The organism is Roseibium sp. MMSF_3247 (assembly GCF_030733765.1).
Taxonomy (GTDB): domain Bacteria; phylum Pseudomonadota; class Alphaproteobacteria; order Rhizobiales; family Stappiaceae; genus Roseibium.
Genome location: NZ_JASHII010000003.1, coordinates 312,190 through 328,601, shown reverse-complemented (window position 1 = coordinate 328,601; position 16,412 = coordinate 312,190). Strand labels below are relative to the sequence as shown.

Here is a 16,412-nt window from a genome sequence, read left to right as displayed (position 1 = left end):
GTCCAATTTTAGGGCCGGATCCCGAAGCGGTAGGGATCGGCAGGATTGAAAATCAGGTGCGCGTCGGAGGTGACAAAGGCCTGTCCGGTGATCGTTGGAATGACGCCTTTGCTGGTGCCCGGTTGGTAGCTGATCCGGTAAGTGCTGCCGATGACACTTTCCTGAAGCCAGTCTTCTCCAGGTGCAAGCACACCGTCTTCTGCAAGACAGGCAAGTTTGGCAGAACATCCCGTGCCGCAGGGGGAGCGGTCATAAGCACCGCCGGGGCACAGCACGAAATTTCTGCTCTGTGCGGTTGGACCTTTCGGTGGTCCGAAGAGTTCGATGTGATCAATCCAGGCACCACCCGTACCTGTTACGCCCGCATTTTCGAGCGCTTGCCGGATGCTCTTTGTGTAGGCCGTCAGGGCCGAAACGTTGTCCAGTGTGAGCTCAATCGGGCTGTCCTTGACGAGAAAGAACCAGTTCCCGCCCCAGGCAACATCTCCGGTAACTTTGCCCTGGCCCGGAACGTCAACCGAAATGCCCTTGTGAAGGCGATAGCTTTCAACGTTCACCACGGACACGGTGTTGGCGTCCTGGAGATCCACGTCCACGATGCCAACCGGTGTCTCAAACTTGTGCCGGCCGGGTGCAATCCGGCCCATGTGCGCCAGTGTTGCCGCAAGGCCAATGGTCGCGTGTCCGCACATGCCAAGGTTTTGCAGGTTGTTGAAATAGATCACGGCCGCGGTGCAATCCGGCTGGCTCGGCGGCAGTAGCAAGGCGCCAATGATCGCATCATGGCCGCGCGGCTCGAGCACGATGGAAGCGCAGAAATCCATATGCTCGGCTTCCAGCCGGGCAGCCTTTTCGGTCAGGGAACCGGACCCAAGATCCGGACCTCCATCCACCACCAGCCGGGTTGGTTCGCCTGCGGTATGGCTGTCGATTACGCGCATTCCGCTAGCACTCCGCCTTGTCCACACCAGTCGGCATACCAGGCTTTGAAAAGCTGATATTGTGCTTCGATGTAACCGCGTTGTGCATCCGTCAGGGCGTCTGTTTCATTGAAATGCAGCCGGTATTCATCTTCGCCGTTCAGCACCATCAGGTGCTTGTAATAGAGAACAAGATCCGGCCCTTCATCGAAGCTGGAAAGGACACCTAGCGCTTCTTCCAGTTCTTTCGCGCGGGTCCGTGCTTCGGCGTTTCCTTGCGCTGCTTTTTTGCAGAGAGCCACAAGATGCAGAACGGCGTCTGGCAGGGCGTTGCCAATGCCGGTGATGGCACCGGTTGCGCCGCAATTGACGAAGCCGTGGTAGACAGCAGTGTCGACCCCCACCATCAAAGTTACATCAGCGTCCTGGGACGTGATGTTTTCCGCCGCATAGCGCAGGTCATCGTGACCGCCGAATTCCTTGAAGCCGATCAGGCTCGGGAACTCCTTGCGCAAGTCAAAGAATAGATCGGCGCGGGTCGCAAAACCATAATAGGGGCTATTGTAGATGACGGCCGGAAGGTTCGGCGCAGCAAACAAGATAGCGCTGAAATGGTTGCGCTGGGCAATCGGAGAAATGCCGCGGGACAGGACCCGTGGGATCACCATCAAGCCATGGGCCCCGACCTTTGCCGCGTGGGCCGCATGGGCCACGGCTGACTTTGTGTTGACCGCGCCTGTGCCGACAATTGTCGGCACTCCGGCCTTGACGAGGCGCTCAACGCCTTCCATCCGTTCTGCATCAGTCAAAAGCGGCCAGTCGCCCATGGAGCCGCAGTAAACGACTGCTGACATGCCCTTTGAAATGAGTTCTTGTCCCTTCTTGACCAAGGCATCGAAGTCCGGTGTCCGGTCTGCGTTGCAAGGGGTCATCAGTGCGGGAATGGTGCCTGAAAAGATGTTTGAGGACATTGCCTTCTCCTTTGGAGTCGAGCCGGACGGCCGCCGGAAATACTGAGCGTAAACCGTTGGGGCCGAATTTTGAAACAGTGCTGTTAGCGGACGTTGGACAGGAACTTGCGCGTGTGCTCGGACTGCGGATCGCCAAAGACCTGACCTGGAGGTCCGATCTCTTCCATGACGCCGTGATGAAAGTAGGCGACCCGATCGGAGACATCGCGCGCGAAGCCCATTTCGTGGGTCACGCAGATCATCGTCATGCCTTCTTCGGCAAGCAGGCGCATGGTATCGAGAACTTCGCCAACCAGTTCCGGATCGAGTGCGGATGTGGCCTCGTCGAACAACATGTAGGTTGGTTCCATCGCAAGGGCGCGTGCGATGGCTAACCGCTGCTGCTGCCCGCCCGACAATGCATTCGGATAGACATTGAGCTTGTCTGCCAATCCAACATGTTTGAGCTGCTGTTCGGCAATTTCTTGGGCATCCGCCCGTGACTTGCCTTTTACAATCCGTGGCGACAGAGCGACATTTTCCAGCGCTGTTAGATGAGGGAAGCTGTTCCATTGCTGAAACACCATGCCGAGTTTCTGGCGCAGTTTGTTGATGTCGGTCGCTTTGTCATGGACGTCTGTTCCGTCGACAACAACAGATCCTTTTTGGATTGGTTCCAGGCCATTGATGCAGTAGAGCAGCGTCGATTTGCCGGAGCCTGATGCTCCAATGACAGACAGAACTTCGCCCTTTGCAACGTCAAGGTCGATGCCTTTGAGGACCTGAAGCGCGCCGAAGTATTTCTCAAGACCGCGAATCTCGATCATTGGGCCCACCTTTTTTCCAGTTGTGCGGCATAGCGCGCGATCGGATAGGACAGCGCGAAGTAGAACGCGCCAGCGATAGCGAGGATCAGGAAGGGTTCCTGTGTCCTTGTGATGAGGATCTGGCTGGCTTTCAGGAGTTCGACATAGCCGAGGACCGAGACCAACGCGCTGTCCTTCATCACGCCGAGGGCAACGCCAACCCATGAGGGGAAGACGGCACGGCCACCGATCGGGAGAACCACATGGCGCATGTCCTGCCAGTAGCTCATGCCGAGTGAGCGGGCCGCCCGGCGCATCGGTTTTCCGACGGCCTCGATGCCGCCGCGGGCAACGTTCGCAACCAGCGACGCCGTGTAGATCGTCAACACGACAACGCCGGAGCCGAACGGACCAAAATCCAGTCCGATGATCGGAGCGAAATTGTAGAAGAGAACCAGCTGGATGATCAGTGGAACGGAGCGGAAAATATCCAGGACAGGGGCCAGGGTGACAGCGCCGAGGAATTTCGCCTCATAGAGGATCCAGCCGAAGAGAATTCCAAGAACCGTGCCGGCGGATATCGAGACTGCGGAAATCCAGAGGGTCCGGAGGGCTGCTTCGCCCAAGAACCACAGGTCGTTGATACCAAATCCGCTGAAGAAACTTATGGATTGTTGCATATCAGCCTCCTCAGTACCGGAACAAACGCCAGGCAAGCAGCCGGGATGCCCCGAGGATGACCTTTACGATCACGTAGTAGATGATCGCGGTCACGGCGAAATATTCGAAGATGCGGAAGGTCCGGCTGGCGAAGAATTGGGTTTCGCCGCTTAGCTCACGAAACCCGACAAGCATGCCGAGCGAAGACATCAAGACAGCCCAGACCAGCTGGTTGGTGAGCGGGTGGTACACGATGCGGAACACTTGCGGGATGATGATCCGGGTGTAGGCCTGCCAAGCGGACATGCCGAGACTGCGCGCCGCGCGCAGTTGCGTGTCGGGGACCGACTGAAACCCGCCACGAAAATTCTCAGCAAGGTATCCGGCGCAATTGAAGCTGAGACCGGCCAGAACGATGGTAAACGGCGACAGGTGCAAACCGAACGCGCCAAGCCCGAACCCAAAAAAGAACAGTTGGAACAGGGCAGGGGTGTTGCGGGCCAACTCGATCCACGCCGATGCGAGCCAATGCAGCGGTCCTCGCAAGTGCAGGCGACTGAGCGCCAAAGCGAGACCGATGATGATGCCGATGATCATCGAAAGCGTCGCGACTTGCAGCGTGAGCAGGCCCGCTTCCAGAAGATCGGGCAGGCTTTTCATCACCGGCCGCCAATGGAAATTGTAGTCAAACATTCTCAGGATGCTCCGGCAGATCCAGCACAATGCGGGTTGGATGGCTGCGGATTGAGGTTTTGCGAAGCCATCGGGTCAATGGCCGCGAATGTTTTCGGGAACAAGGTTGCAGGGCATGCCGCGGTGGGAGAGGCGGTATGCCCTGCAGGACGTCAGTACATGACGCCCGGGATGCGCAGTTCAGGCGCTTCACCACCGACATATTTGCCCCAGAGCTCCGCATAACGGCCGGAACGGACTTGGTGTGTGACGAAGAGGTTGAGGAAGTTCAGCCAGGTCACGTCTTCGCGCTTGCCGACAACCGATGTGTAGTCTGTGGTCCAGGGCATGCGCGGCCCCGCAAGAACGGTGTCATATTGTTCGGTGATTGGCTTTACGGCTGTATTTGTCGTGATGCCAATGTCAGCCTTGCCCTGTGCGACGGCGAGAAAGACTTCGTTTTCGGACTGATAGCCTTGGTAGAGATGCTCTTCACCCCATTCCTCGGCGATTTTCAGCCACTCTTGTTCCGGGACAGTGCCAATCGCTCCCGCAACACGCTTGCCGCGGATGTCTTCAAAAGATTCGATACCGCTGTCAGCGTTGACAACACCTTGCGCGTAGTAGATCGCGTAAGGAATTGTGAAGCCGACGGTGCGTGCGCGCGCCAGACTGTCGGATGTTGCGCCAAAGACAACATCGGCCCTGCCCGTTACGATGACCGGCAGGCGCTCGGCCCAGGTGACCGGATAAATGGTTGCCTCGACCTCAAGCGCGGCAGCGAGGTCCTTGCAGTAGTCGACGTCAAAACCCGCCGGTTCGTTGTTGGCGTCCCGATATCCGATTGGCGGAAAGTCGAGCACAACGCCGCAGCGCAGCTCCCCGCGATCGACGACATCATCGAGCGTATCTGCCTGGGTTGGAAGCGCAGCTGCGAGTGAGAACAGCGCGGCGGCCGTGAAATTCCTGAACATGATTTTCCCCTCTTCTTTTCGAAGATTTTTGGTCAGCGCCAAATTGATAATCTAAATTGGATCCAATATTCAATATAAAATATTCAAAAAAGTTCCTGCTGTACCGGACCGGGGCGTTCGATTAAAAAAGACGGGGAATGGAGAGGCGTTGGTATGAAACTGAAATCAATGGATATTTCCGCCACAGCATCGGCCTCGTCGATTGTCTTTGATGCTTTGCGGAACGCCATTATCGAAGGGCAGCTGGAGGAGGGTGAACCCCTTCGTCAGGATGAAATAGCGCGCCTTTTCAACACGAGCCGGATTCCTGTTCGCGAAGCGATTTCACGGCTTGAGGAACAGGGCCTGGTGAAAACGCAGCGGTACAAAGGCGCGGTGGTCGCCGGTCTGTCGCCGGAGGAGGTTGAAGAAATCTTCAACCTTCGAGCACTTGTGGAACCTGAGATCATCAAGAACGCTGTGCCGAGGATGTCCAAAGAAGTGCTGGACCAAGCGCGCGCGAAGTGTTCCGCATTTTCAGAGTCCAAAGACCCGATGGAATGGGGCAATCTGAACAGAGATTTTCATGAGACGCTCTATAGCGCGAGCAATCTCAGTTACTTCCTGGAAATTGCCGGAAATGCGATCGATCGGGTTGAGCGGCAGATCCGGGCTCAACTTGTTATGAGCAATGGGATGGAGCGAGCCGGCCGGGAGCATTTCGCCATTCTTGATGCTTGTGAGAGCGGTGAGGCTGACACGGCGGCCGAGTTGACCAAGGCTCATATCGAGGGTGCGAAAAAGTCGTTGCTTCAGTTTTTGCCGAAAGCTTGAAGCCATCTCATTGTTCTGTTTGTCTTCCCGCTTACATAGGCGTAACACAGAGCGGCCTCAGCCCCGTCTCGCTGATGGCTATGTTTTAGTTTTCTGCTGAAAGGACACCTTTGTCATGTCACTTCGTATCAATGATGTTGTTCCGAATTTCACCGCTGAAACGGATCAGGGGCAAATCACATTTCACGACTGGATTGGCGACAGCTGGGCTATCCTTTTCAGCCACCCGAAAGACTTCACACCGGTCTGCACCACGGAATTTGGCGCTGTAGCGCAGCTGGCGGCTGAGTGGGAAAAGCGCGGTACGAAGGTCATCGGCGTTTCTGTGGACAGCGCGGAAGATCATAAGAAATGGAAGACCGACATTGAGAAAGTGGGTGGCGCGGCAGCCGGTTTCCCAATCATCGCAGATGAAGGTTTGGCTGTTTCAAAGGCATTCGACATGCTGCCGGCTGAAGCTTATCTCCCGGATGGCCGGACACCGGCTGACAGCGCGACTGTACGCTCCGTGTTCATCATTGGTCCGGACAAGCAGTTGAAGCTATCAATGACGTACCCGATGACTGTTGGCCGGAACTTTGCCGAAGTTCTGCGCGCGCTCGACGCGCTGCAAACCTCTGCGAAAGGTGTCGCAACGCCCGCCAACTGGGAGGTTGGTCAGGATGTTATCATTCCGCCAAGCGTGAGTGATGAAGATGCGAAGGCAAAGTTCGGCACATTTGACGCGGTTCTGCCTTACCTGCGTAAAACCAAAATGCCGGCTTAAGACAATACGGCTTCTCTCTGGGATCTGAGAGCTTGGACATTTGGCAAGCAAGCCTCGCGGGACTTTCGGTCTCTGCGAGGCTTCTTCTGAAGAGCGTTAGCCGACGATCAGCTGTTTGAGCTGAAGCGATTCGTACTCGAGCTCCTGTAGCCGGTAATTGACGACATCGCCGATCGTCACGATCCCGACCACAATATCGCCGTTGACCACCGGCATGTGCCGGAATTTGCCTTTGGTCATGGTTTGAAGAACTGAAATCAATCGGTCTTCCGGGGAGCAGGTTTTTACGTCCCGGGTCATGATGTCTTCCACTTTCTGCGAAAGTGTTTGACCGGGTGTCTCTGCAAGACGCCGCACAATGTCTCGTTCAGACAAGATGCCTTGGAGCTTTCCGGCAGCATCTTTGACGATCAAGGCACCAATCCGCTTTTCTTTCAGCTGTACAACAGCTTCATGAAGCGTGTTTTGGGGCCTCAAGGAAAATACGTCCTTGCCCTTGGACTCCAAAATCTTGCCGACGGTCGCGGTTTCTACCGACGCATTCGTTACAGGGGTCTGGCTGTGTGTCTTTTCTTGAATCTTGTCTTTTCGGCTTGGGGCCTGATAAGAGCTCGGCATGAATATCGCTCCCTGTTGCTATGTCCAAGTATGACATGGACGAACAGCTTACCCGAAACTCAGCGGTTTAAGGAACTCTAGAAATTGGCTGACTTCACGCTTACGCCGCTGGCCGCGACGATCATCTTCGTCATCGCGTGCTTTTCCGGGTACCAATATCGGCGGGTTTGGGTGAAGGAAGGACCGAGCTGGCAGTTGTGGGCCTACGGTCTTGCTGCCGGTGGATGTTTGGCGTTGGTCGCCTTTATTCCGGTACAATAGATCGAAGGCACCGGCCGAATCTGGGGGTTAGCCTTCCATTTCAGCAAGTTGCTTGCGTGCGCGTGGGCACTGCAGGCGGTCGCGGAGCGGGCTATCCGGGTCGATTTCCTTTTTGCAAACCATGCAATGGTCTGCGCCGGAAATTGCGTTCAATCCACCGCAGCTTCCCTTGATTGTTCTGCCAGAAAAAATCACGCCGATCGCCATACCAAGGATGACGGTCAAGAGCAGCGCGAAAGCCAGAACAAACGTTTCCACGATGGATACCCTTTGATTCGGTTATCAGGCCTGAAGTTGCTTGAACTTGTCGCTGGCGACTGAAGCGAAGCCGTTTTCTGCATCGGTGCTGCGATCAATAAACAGAACAGCAATATCACGTTGATTCGCGATTTCCAAACCACGCTCGGTTCCGAGCACCAACATAGCGGTCGACCAGGCGTCCGCAAGCATGGTGTTTTCAGCAAGCACCGTTGCGGATGCCGTCTTGTGGGTGATCGGCGCTCCAGTGTGTGCATCGATGATGTGGGAGAACCGTTTGCCGTCGCGTTCAAAATAGTTTCTGTAGTCGCCGGATGTCGCCATACCCATGTTGGAGACACTGGCTACCTGGTATGCGGAACGGGTGTAAGCGGTCGGCGTTTCGATGCCGATTTGCCAATCCATGCTGTCAGCGTTGCGCCCGGAAACATAGAGGTCGCCGCCGATCTCGACCATGAAATCGCTGATGCCAAAGGAGGCAACAACTTTGGCCATCTGGTCGACGCCATACCCCTTGCCGATGGATGGCAGGTAGAGTTCGGCTTCCGGATGGCTTTTGCTGATTTGCGTACCGTCGACTTTGAGGCCATCTGTTTGGCCGGAAACCTTGCGCGCGGCTGCCAAAGCGGTTGCTTCAGCTGTTGCGGGGCGGCCTCCGCCTTTGGAACCAAAGCCCCAGGCTTCGATTACCGGGCCAAGTGTGATGTCGAACTGGCCGGCACTGGCAGCGTTGATCTCACGAGAAGCGCGGACAACTTCCGCAAATCCTTCAGAGACTGTGACCGGCGCGGTGGAGCGCAGCGCATTGAAGCGTGAAACTTCCGAGGATGCGTCCCAGTTGGACATTTGAGCATTGACCTGAGCCAAGCTTGCCTCCAACGCTTTCTTAAGCGCTGCCTGGTCAACATTCCGATTATGATCAACCCCGGTTACTGTGTAGCTGGTTCCCATCGTGGAGCCGGAAAGCTCAACGATATCCGATCCACCTTTACAGGCCGCCAAGGTCAGCGACATCAGGATGAAGCTGCGCCGGGAAAATACGATATTGTTTGGCACGGTATGCATCTCCGATTGATCATGTGCGAAAAGTGTCGCGCGTTCTGCGGCGCTTTTCATTGGTTTTCAGGACCGATTCAACAAAAAAATGGACGACTAGGGCAAAAAAATGCTTTTTCAACTCGTGAAAACATAGCATATGGCGCCCTAACGAATTCTGGAGGCCGGATGCGTGCAAAGTTTTAAGCTGAAAAAAGGTCTTGATCTACCCATCACGGGAGCGCCGGTTCAAGAAATTGACGCAAAGGACAAGATCCAGAACGCTGCAGTCATTGCGGCAGACTATATCGGATTGAAGCCTCGTCTGCTCGTTCAAGAAGGTGACGCGGTCGGGGCGGGTGCGCCTGTTTTCTTCCACAAGGACACGCCCAACGTCATGGTCACGGCTCCGGTTTCTGGCCGGGTGAAGGCAGTTAACCGCGGTGCGCGTCGTGTTCTCATCAGCGTCGAAATCGAAGTTGATGCGTCAGCTGCTGATCCGGTTGACTTCTCAGACGTTGGTGATGCCGCAACGCCGGAAGGTCTGACAGAACGTCTGTGTGCGTCCGGGCTTTGGACATCATTCCGCACGCGTCCCTATTCGAAAGTTCCTGACCCGGAATCGCGTCCTGCTGCCATTTTCGTGACAGCCATGGACACGGAACCGTTGACCGCCGATCCGACGATCGTGATCGCGGACCAGGCTGAAGCGTTTGAAAAAGGCCTTGCCGCGGTTGCAACGTTAAGTTCGGGCAAGACCTATTTGTGCTGTGAAACCGGAGCCAATATTCCCGGCCTCACGATGCCGGGGATCGAAGTCGCTGGGTTTTCCGGCCCGCATCCGGCTGGACTTGCAGGAACGCATATCCACTTCTTGGACACGCCAAGCGCTGAAAAGACGGTCTGGACCATTGGATACCAGGACGTCATCGCGATCGGACGTCTTCTGGAAACCGGTAAGCTGGACTCCACTAGAATCATTGCCTTGTCGGGACCGTTGTGCACCAAGCCACGTTTGATCCGCACTATCTCCGGTGCTTCAATGATCGAATTGAGTAACGGTGAAATATCTGGCGATGTTCCGGTTCGAATGATCTCCGGGTCAGTGTTGAGCGGCCGATTGGGAGAGGGCGTAAGCGCCTATCTTGGACGCTATGCACGGCAGATGACCCTGATTGAGGAAGATCACAAACAGATCCCGATGGGCTGGATTCGGCCAATGCCGTCCAAGTTTGCACTCCAACCTGTCTTGGGCTCGGCTTTCTCAAAGAAACTCTACGCATTGACGTCCAATTTGAACGGTGGACGGCGCGCCATGGTGCCGATTGGCACCTTTGAGGAATTGATGCCGCAGGATTTTCTACCCACCCAGCTTTTGCGTTCCCTGCTGGTTATGGATACAGATCAGGCACAGGCCCTTGGGGCGCTGGAACTGGATGAAGAAGATTTGGGTCTGGTGGGCTTTGCTTGTCCAGCCAAGTATGAATATGGCATGGCGCTTCGCGATTGCCTCACCAAAATCGAAAAGGAGGGCTAGGCCTTGGGTCTGCGCAACTTCTTCGACCGCATCGAGCCAAATTTCGTCAAGGGCGGCAAGTACGAGAAATTCTTCCCCATTTATGAAATGGTGGAGAGCTTTCTCTACACCCCAAAGACCGTAACGACAGCCGCGCCGCACGCGCGCTCTTACATCGATATGAAGCGGATCATGACCTACGTGGTCATCGCGACAATCCCTTGTATTCTCGTAGGTCTTTACAACGTCGGGTTCCAGGTCAATTCGGCAATTGCCACATATGGGGTATCTGGCTGGCGTGCATGGATCATTGAGGCGCTGGGGATCGGGTTCAACCCGGCCAACCCGCTCGCCAATATCCTGCATGGGGCACTCTATTTCCTCCCGATTTACATTACGACGCTGGTCGTCGGCGGCATCTGCGAAGTGATCTTTGCAACGGTCCGCGGTCACGAAGTGAACGAGGGGTTCCTCGTGACTTCCATGCTTTATGCGCTGATCTTGCCGCCGTCTGCACCGCTGTGGCAGGTCGCACTGGGCATTGCATTTGGTGTTGTGATCGGCAAAGAGGTTTTCGGTGGAACAGGCAAGAACTTCCTCAACCCGGCGCTGACAGGCCGCGCATTCCTGTACTTTGCATACCCGGCGCAAATGTCCGGCGATACCATCTGGACACCGGTTGATGGGTTCTCGGGTGCGACCGCTTTGTCGGTCGGTGCATCGGACGGTTACCAGCAGTTGGCAGCTCACGGGGTGAGCTGGATGGATGCGTTTATTGGTACGATACAGGGCAGCATCGGTGAGGTCTCTGCACTGGCATGCTTCATCGGACTTGCCTTCCTTTTGATCACAAAGATCGCCAACTGGCGGTTGGTGGTCGGCTGCCTGGTTGGTATGATCGCATTCTCGACGCTGCTCAATCTGATTGGTTCCGACAGCAACCCAATGTTTGCAATGCCTTGGTATTGGCATCTGGTGATTGGCGGCTACGCGTTTGGTTTGGCCTTCATGGTCACGGAGCCGGTATCAGCGTCGCACACCAATCTTGGCCGTTATATCTATGGTGCCTTGATCGGTGTGATGGTTGTGATGATCCGCGTTATCAATCCAGCCTTCCCGGAAGGAATGATGCTGGCGATTTTGTTCGGTAACGTTTTTGCACCGCTGATCGATTATTTCGTAGTGCAGGCAAACATCAAGCGCAGGGCGAAGCGACATGCCTGAAGATAAAGAAAACAAAGGCTTCATCCGCCGGTTCCTTGATCTGCCGGTGGATTCTGTCCCGAAGACCATCTTCGTGGCCGTGTCGATCTGTCTGGTGGCGTCCATGGTGGTGTCTGCGGCGGCTGTCTCTCTGCGCCCTCTGCAGGAAGTCAACAAACTGAAGGATAAGCAGATCAACATCCTTCAGGTTGCTGGCCTTTACGAACCCGGCTCGAATGTCGCTGAGGCATTTGAGGTGTTTGAGCCGCAAGTTCTTGAGATTGCGACCGGAAGATTCACCGACAAGTTCGATCCGGCAACCTTCGATGATCGCGCTGCAGCAGATGATCCGGAGACCTCGATCGCTTTGACGGACGACCCGGCTTCCATTGGACGGCAATCAAAATACGTCACTGTTTATCTGCTGCGGAATGACGATGGCAGTCTCGACAAGGTCATTCTGCCGATCCACGGCTACGGACTTTGGTCTACGCTGTACGGGTTCATTGCCCTGGAAGAAAACGGTAACGACATCTTTGGTCTTCAGTTCTACAGCCACGGCGAGACCCCGGGCCTCGGAGCCGAGGTTGATAACCCGCGCTGGAAATCACAGTGGAATGGCAAGAAACTTTCCGATGACAGTGGAGATCTGCTGATCACTGTCGCCAAGACCGTTCCGCCACAAGGCGAAGAGTATCATGTCGATGCGCTGGCAGGCGCAACTCTGACGACGGTTGGTGTCGACAACCTGGTACGGTTCTGGATGGGCGAGGCCGGATTTGCACCCTTCCTGGAAAATCTGAAAGCAGGAGAGATCTGATGGCGCAAACCAAGAGAAGCATGCTTATCGATCCGCTGGTCGATAACAACCCGATTACCCTTCAGGTTCTCGGGATCTGCTCAGCCCTTGCTGTGACATCTTCGTTGCAGGTGGCGTTTGTGATGTCCCTTGCGGTGATTTTCGTTACGGCATTCTCCTCAATGTTCATCTCGATGCTGCGCAATCACATTCCAGGAGCCATCCGGATCATTGTGCAGATGGTCATCATTGCATCTCTCGTGATTCTCGTTGATCAGGTGCTGAAGGCGTATCTCTACGAGATTTCGAAAACTCTCTCGGTCTTCGTGGGCCTGATCATCACCAACTGTATTGTGATGGGCCGTGCAGAGGCGTTTGCCATGAAGAACCCGCCGATTGCCTCCTTTATTGACGGTGCAGGCAATGGTCTTGGATATGGCCTGATCCTGATGCTGGTTGGTGTTATTCGCGAATTGTTTGGTGCCGGCAGCCTGTTTGGGATCACGATTTTCGAGACCGTTAACAACGGTGGTTGGTATGTCCCGAACGGCATGCTGCTTCTGCCGCCATCCGCTTTCTTCATTATCGGCCTGATCATCTGGGCGTTCCGGTCCTGGAAACCGGAGCAGGTTGAAGAGCGCGAGTACAAGATCCAAACGGTGGATGCGCACTGATGGAACATATGCTTTCACTCGCCGTAAAGGCCATCTTTGTTGAGAACCTGGCGCTGTCCTTCTTCCTGGGCATGTGTACCTTCATCGCGGTTTCGAAGAAGATCTCAACTGCAATCGGCCTCGGCATATCGGTCATGATCGTTCAGGCGATCACAGTGCCGGCAAACAACCTGATCCTGACTTATCTTCTGGCCCCCGGCGCCTTGGCTTGGGCCGGTTTCAGCAATGTAGATCTGACCTTCCTTGGGCTCATTTCGTACATCGGCGTAATTGCAGCTCTGGTTCAGATCCTGGAGATGGTGCTCGATAAGTACTTTCCGCCGCTCTACAACGCGCTTGGCGTCTTCCTGCCGTTGATCACGGTGAACTGTGCGATCCTAGGCGGATCCCTGTTCATGGTGGAGCGGGACTACAATTTCGGCGAATCCGTGACCTACGGTTTGTCTTCCGGTTTTGGCTGGGCTTTGGCGATTACGGCCATGGCTGGTGTGCGGGAGAAGCTGAAATACTCCGATATCCCGGACGGCCTGCAGGGCCTGGGCATCACATTTATCACCGCTGGCTTGATGGCGCTTGCCTTCATGTCCTTCAGCGGCGTCAAACTGTAACGGGAGCGCCCTGTGGCCACATTTGGACTAGGCATACTTCTCTTTACCCTGATCGTTCTGGCGCTGGTCACGATCATTCTCGCCGCCCGCTCAAGGCTGGTGTCGATGGGCAATGTCAACATTTCCATCAACGGCGAGAAGACGATTTCGGTGCCAGCTGGTGGCAAGTTGCTGCAAACACTTGCCGAACAAAAACTCTTTGTTCCGTCTGCGTGCGGCGGCGGTGGTACCTGTGCCCAGTGCCGGGTGAAGATCTTTTCCGGCGGCGGGTCAATCCTCCCAACGGAAGAAGGTCACATCACCAAGCGGGAAGCTGCTTGCGGTGACCGCCTGTCCTGTCAGGTTGCCGTCAAGCAGGACATGGAAATCGAGGTTCCTGAAGAGGTCTTCGGCGTCAAGAAATGGCGCTGCAAGGTGCGCTCGAACGACAACGTGGCGACCTTTATCAAGGAACTTGTCCTGGAACTGCCAGAAGGCGAGGACGTTAACTTCCGCGCCGGTGGTTATATCCAAATCGAATGCCCGCCTTATGAGCTTTCCTACAAGGAGTTCGATGTCGGCGAAGAGTACCATGAGGATTGGGACCGCTTCAAAATCTGGGACGTAAGCTCGAAAGTTGCCGAGCCGGTTGAGCGGGCCTACTCCATGGCCAACTATCCGGAAGAAAAGGGCATCGTGATGCTCAACGTCCGGATTGCATCGCCACCTCCCGGGTCCCAGGGAATTCCAGCCGGCAAGATGTCTTCGTACATCTTCAACTTGAAGCCGGGCGACGAAGTCACGATCTCAGGCCCGTTTGGTGAGTTCTTTGCGCGCGACACCAAGAAGGAAATGGTCTTCGTGGGCGGTGGTGCCGGCATGGCGCCGATGCGCTCGCATATTTTCGATCAGCTGCGCCGGATCAAAACTGATCGAAAGGTCACTTTCTGGTACGGCGCGCGCTCCAAGCGTGAAATGTTTTATGTCGAAGACTTCGACATGCTGGAGCGTGAGAACGAGAACTTTGAGTGGCATGTGGCACTGTCTGACGCGTTGCCGGAAGACGACTGGAAAGGCTACACTGGGTTCATTCACAATGTGCTCTACGATGAGTACCTGAAAGACCACCCGGCGCCTGAGGACTGTGAGTTCTACATGTGTGGTCCTCCCATCATGAACCAGTCCGTCATCAACATGCTGCTCGATCTTGGTGTTGATCGCGAAGACATCATGTTGGATGATTTCGGCGGTTAACCCGTCAGAAAACCAAGATTTACTTCGGGCCCTGTTTCGGTGTGCGGCATGGATCGCACTCACTGAAGCAGGGCCCGATGCTTTTTTGCTCAGAAGGTGTTGGATAATTGCCGCTTTGATGACAGTCTGTCGGTCCAGTTGATATCTACAATGGATCCAGACGTGGCGATCAAATCCGAACAGTTTCATTTGGACCCCAAGTTTGAAGGCACCCTCCAGCAACAGATCCAACATCTAGTCAGCCAAGGCGTGTTGTCGGGCCGGTTCCTGCCCGGTGAACGGATGCCGTCCAGCCGGAAACTGGCTGAGTGGCTCGGGGTCAGCCGAATTACGGTCACCCTGGCCTATGCAGAATTGGTCGCCAATGACTACCTGACATCGAGGGGGCGATCGGGTTACTTCGTTTCTGAGAGCGCGCCACCACCACCGATGCTCAATCAGTCGGAGGGAGACCGGCAGGACGCGGTGGCCTGGGACGAAATGGTCAGCTCCCGGTATTCCTACCGCTCCAGCCTGGTGCGCCCGTCGGATTGGCGTGACTACCCGTACCCCTTCATTTATGGCCAGCCGGATGCGCGCCTGTTCGATCATGACAACTGGCGCCGGTGTGCATTGGAGGCGTTGGGCCGGAAGAACTTTGAGAGCATGACCGCCGATCCTTATGAACAGGACGACCCCAAGCTGATCGAATACATCGTGAGAAACATTTTGCCGCGCCGCGGGATTTCCGCGCAGCAAGATGAGATCCTGGTGACGATGGGCGCGCAGAATGCGCTGTGGCTTTGTGCGCAAGTCTTGTTGAACAAGGATCGCGTCGCGGCCATCGAAAACCCCTGTTATCCGGGACTGCGCGACATTCTCGATCAGACCGGTTGCCAGATTACGGAGGTGCGGGTCGATAACGATGGTCTCCCTCCGGATGACATTCCTGGTAATTGCCAAGTGGTTTTCACCACGGCCAGTCACCAATGTCCAACCAATACAACCATGCCGATCGACCGCCGTCGCGCCTTGCTGAACCGCTCCGTAGAAGAAGGGTTTGTTATCGTAGAGGATGACTACGAATTCGAAATGGCATTCCAAAAAGCGCCTACGCCTGCGCTCAAGTCCCTCGACCGGGCGGGGAGCGTTATCTACGTCGGCTCGTTTTCAAAGTCTTTGTTCCCGGGATTGCGCCTTGGATATATCGTCGCCGCCAAACCTTTGATCCAGGAAGCACGGTCGCTGCGTGCGTTGGTGCTCAGGCATCCTCCTGGCCACATCCAGCGGACCACGGCCTACTTTCTGTCTCTTGGATATCATGATGCCATGGTGAACCGGATGGGGCAGGCTTACCGGCGCAGACGCTCCGTCATGGATAAAGCAATTCGGGACCACGGCCTGCAAATTGCCAGCGGTGGCAGTCATGGTGGATCAAGCTTCTGGATGCGCGCGCCCGAGGGCGTCAACACCAGCGAGTTGGCACTCAAACTTCGCAAGAGTGGTGTCGTGATTGATCAGGGCAGAGCGTTTTTCGGACGCGAAGACGACAATCATCAGTTTTATCGTCTTGCTTATTCATCCATTCCCTCCGCGCGCATTCCGGAGGGGATTCAACGGATCGCGGATGTAATCCGGTAGGGCGATGTCATCGCCTTAGTATCTGG

General features: G+C 55.5%; 19 protein-coding genes. 10 read left to right on the top strand and 9 right to left on the bottom strand.

The window, feature by feature from the left end; translation table 11 throughout:
* Window positions 1-8: 8 nt before the first annotated feature.
* From RBB44_RS11870 to RBB44_RS11845, 6 genes are all read right to left on the bottom strand, one after another.
* On the bottom strand, window positions 9-941 hold the full coding sequence (locus RBB44_RS11870; protein WP_306147575.1) for a proline racemase family protein: 933 nt from the start codon (window positions 939-941) through the stop codon (window positions 9-11).
* Window positions 932-1,891 carry a dihydrodipicolinate synthase family protein gene (locus tag RBB44_RS11865; RefSeq protein WP_306147574.1) on the bottom strand — a complete coding sequence of 320 codons (960 nt, stop codon included), beginning with the start codon at window positions 1,889-1,891 and terminating at the stop codon, window positions 932-934. The genes RBB44_RS11870 and RBB44_RS11865 overlap by 10 nt, the downstream gene beginning before the upstream one ends.
* Window positions 1,892-1,974: 83 nt before the next feature.
* On the bottom strand, window positions 1,975-2,697 hold the full coding sequence (locus RBB44_RS11860; protein WP_209179638.1) for an amino acid ABC transporter ATP-binding protein: 723 nt from the start codon (window positions 2,695-2,697) through the stop codon (window positions 1,975-1,977).
* Entirely contained in the window at window positions 2,694-3,356 is a 663-nt protein-coding gene (locus RBB44_RS11855) for an amino acid ABC transporter permease (protein ID WP_306147573.1), read from the bottom strand. Before RBB44_RS11855 ends, RBB44_RS11860 begins: the two co-directional genes overlap by 4 nt.
* Window positions 3,357-3,366: 10 nt before the next feature.
* A complete protein-coding gene (locus RBB44_RS11850) occupies window positions 3,367-4,029 on the bottom strand; it encodes an amino acid ABC transporter permease (protein WP_306147572.1) in 663 nt (220 codons plus the stop codon).
* 152 nt (window positions 4,030-4,181) lie between these two features.
* Entirely contained in the window at window positions 4,182-4,982 is an 801-nt protein-coding gene (locus RBB44_RS11845) for a transporter substrate-binding domain-containing protein (protein WP_209179635.1), read from the bottom strand.
* A gap of 153 nt (window positions 4,983-5,135) precedes the next feature.
* Between RBB44_RS11845 and RBB44_RS11840 the strand changes: the two genes are divergently transcribed.
* Both RBB44_RS11840 and RBB44_RS11835 read left to right on the top strand, forming a co-directional pair.
* Window positions 5,136-5,795, top strand: a complete 660-nt coding sequence (locus RBB44_RS11840; protein WP_055670674.1) for a GntR family transcriptional regulator — start codon at window positions 5,136-5,138, stop codon at window positions 5,793-5,795.
* A gap of 115 nt (window positions 5,796-5,910) precedes the next feature.
* Window positions 5,911-6,561: a peroxiredoxin gene (locus RBB44_RS11835; RefSeq protein ID WP_008189344.1), complete on the top strand. Its 651-nt coding sequence runs from the start codon at window positions 5,911-5,913 to the stop codon at window positions 6,559-6,561.
* A gap of 96 nt (window positions 6,562-6,657) precedes the next feature.
* Here the strand turns inward: RBB44_RS11835 and RBB44_RS11830 are convergent, their stop codons facing one another.
* The gene (locus RBB44_RS11830) at window positions 6,658-7,179 is read right to left on the bottom strand and encodes a CBS domain-containing protein (protein ID WP_306147571.1); all 522 of its coding nucleotides are present in this window, start codon (window positions 7,177-7,179) and stop codon (window positions 6,658-6,660) included.
* 84 nt (window positions 7,180-7,263) lie between these two features.
* Between RBB44_RS11830 and RBB44_RS11825 the strand changes: the two genes are divergently transcribed.
* Entirely contained in the window at window positions 7,264-7,440 is a 177-nt protein-coding gene (locus RBB44_RS11825) for a hypothetical protein (RefSeq protein ID WP_306147570.1), read from the top strand.
* 27 nt (window positions 7,441-7,467) lie between these two features.
* Here the strand turns inward: RBB44_RS11825 and nqrM are convergent, their stop codons facing one another.
* Together nqrM and RBB44_RS11815 are read right to left on the bottom strand one after the other, a co-directional pair.
* The gene (nqrM, locus tag RBB44_RS11820; protein ID WP_008195323.1) at window positions 7,468-7,698 is read right to left on the bottom strand and encodes a (Na+)-NQR maturation NqrM; all 231 of its coding nucleotides are present in this window, start codon (window positions 7,696-7,698) and stop codon (window positions 7,468-7,470) included.
* Between the two features lie 24 nt (window positions 7,699-7,722).
* On the bottom strand, window positions 7,723-8,763 hold the full coding sequence (locus RBB44_RS11815; RefSeq protein ID WP_306147871.1) for an FAD:protein FMN transferase: 1,041 nt from the start codon (window positions 8,761-8,763) through the stop codon (window positions 7,723-7,725).
* A 163-nt stretch (window positions 8,764-8,926) separates the two neighbouring features.
* Here RBB44_RS11815 and RBB44_RS11810 point away from each other — a divergent pair, with 163 nt between their 5' ends.
* The 7 genes from RBB44_RS11810 to RBB44_RS11780 all read left to right on the top strand — a co-directional run bounded on the left by RBB44_RS11810 (window position 8,927) and on the right by RBB44_RS11780 (window position 16,386).
* The gene (locus RBB44_RS11810; RefSeq protein WP_306147569.1) at window positions 8,927-10,270 is read left to right on the top strand and encodes a Na(+)-translocating NADH-quinone reductase subunit A; all 1,344 of its coding nucleotides are present in this window, start codon (window positions 8,927-8,929) and stop codon (window positions 10,268-10,270) included.
* A 3-nt stretch (window positions 10,271-10,273) separates the two neighbouring features.
* Window positions 10,274-11,473 (top strand): NADH:ubiquinone reductase (Na(+)-transporting) subunit B, encoded by a 1,200-nt coding sequence (locus tag RBB44_RS11805; protein WP_306147568.1) that lies wholly within the window; start codon window positions 10,274-10,276, stop codon window positions 11,471-11,473.
* On the top strand, window positions 11,466-12,272 hold the full coding sequence (locus RBB44_RS11800) for a Na(+)-translocating NADH-quinone reductase subunit C (RefSeq protein ID WP_306147567.1): 807 nt from the start codon (window positions 11,466-11,468) through the stop codon (window positions 12,270-12,272). The genes RBB44_RS11805 and RBB44_RS11800 overlap by 8 nt, the downstream gene beginning before the upstream one ends.
* Window positions 12,272-12,925, top strand: a complete 654-nt coding sequence (locus tag RBB44_RS11795; protein ID WP_055670668.1) for an NADH:ubiquinone reductase (Na(+)-transporting) subunit D — start codon at window positions 12,272-12,274, stop codon at window positions 12,923-12,925. The genes RBB44_RS11800 and RBB44_RS11795 overlap by 1 nt, the downstream gene beginning before the upstream one ends.
* Window positions 12,925-13,533: an NADH:ubiquinone reductase (Na(+)-transporting) subunit E gene (gene nqrE, locus RBB44_RS11790; RefSeq protein ID WP_008195880.1), complete on the top strand. Its 609-nt coding sequence runs from the start codon at window positions 12,925-12,927 to the stop codon at window positions 13,531-13,533. Before RBB44_RS11795 ends, nqrE begins: the two co-directional genes overlap by 1 nt.
* A gap of 12 nt (window positions 13,534-13,545) precedes the next feature.
* Complete coding sequence (nqrF, locus tag RBB44_RS11785; protein ID WP_133951888.1) at window positions 13,546-14,766, top strand: NADH:ubiquinone reductase (Na(+)-transporting) subunit F; 1,221 nt, start codon at window positions 13,546-13,548, stop codon at window positions 14,764-14,766.
* Between the two features lie 162 nt (window positions 14,767-14,928).
* Window positions 14,929-16,386 carry a PLP-dependent aminotransferase family protein gene (locus tag RBB44_RS11780; RefSeq protein ID WP_371932244.1) on the top strand — a complete coding sequence of 486 codons (1,458 nt, stop codon included), beginning with the start codon at window positions 14,929-14,931 and terminating at the stop codon, window positions 16,384-16,386.
* Window positions 16,387-16,412: the final 26 nt, after the last annotated feature.

What these genes read in the sequence shown, in the direction of transcription:
- RBB44_RS11850 (WP_306147572.1), bottom strand. Translation starts at nt 4,029, where the DNA reads ATGTTTGACTACAATTTCCATTGGCGGCCGGTGATGAAAAGCCTGCCC.
- RBB44_RS11845 (WP_209179635.1), bottom strand. Translation starts at nt 4,982, where the DNA reads ATGTTCAGGAATTTCACGGCCGCCGCGCTGTTCTCACTCGCAGCTGCG.
- RBB44_RS11860 (WP_209179638.1), bottom strand. Translation starts at nt 2,697, where the DNA reads ATGATCGAGATTCGCGGTCTTGAGAAATACTTCGGCGCGCTTCAGGTC.
- RBB44_RS11815 (WP_306147871.1), bottom strand. Translation starts at nt 8,763, where the DNA reads ATGCATACCGTGCCAAACAATATCGTATTTTCCCGGCGCAGCTTCATC.
- RBB44_RS11855 (WP_306147573.1), bottom strand. Translation starts at nt 3,356, where the DNA reads ATGCAACAATCCATAAGTTTCTTCAGCGGATTTGGTATCAACGACCTG.
- RBB44_RS11830 (WP_306147571.1), bottom strand. Translation starts at nt 7,179, where the DNA reads ATGCCGAGCTCTTATCAGGCCCCAAGCCGAAAAGACAAGATTCAAGAA.
- RBB44_RS11835 (WP_008189344.1), top strand. Translation starts at nt 5,911, where the DNA reads ATGTCACTTCGTATCAATGATGTTGTTCCGAATTTCACCGCTGAAACG.
- RBB44_RS11865 (WP_306147574.1), bottom strand. Translation starts at nt 1,891, where the DNA reads ATGTCCTCAAACATCTTTTCAGGCACCATTCCCGCACTGATGACCCCT.
- RBB44_RS11870 (WP_306147575.1), bottom strand. Translation starts at nt 941, where the DNA reads ATGCGCGTAATCGACAGCCATACCGCAGGCGAACCAACCCGGCTGGTG.
- RBB44_RS11795 (WP_055670668.1), top strand. Translation starts at nt 12,272, where the DNA reads ATGGCGCAAACCAAGAGAAGCATGCTTATCGATCCGCTGGTCGATAAC.
- RBB44_RS11800 (WP_306147567.1), top strand. Translation starts at nt 11,466, where the DNA reads ATGCCTGAAGATAAAGAAAACAAAGGCTTCATCCGCCGGTTCCTTGAT.
- nqrE (WP_008195880.1), top strand. Translation starts at nt 12,925, where the DNA reads ATGGAACATATGCTTTCACTCGCCGTAAAGGCCATCTTTGTTGAGAAC.
- RBB44_RS11840 (WP_055670674.1), top strand. Translation starts at nt 5,136, where the DNA reads ATGAAACTGAAATCAATGGATATTTCCGCCACAGCATCGGCCTCGTCG.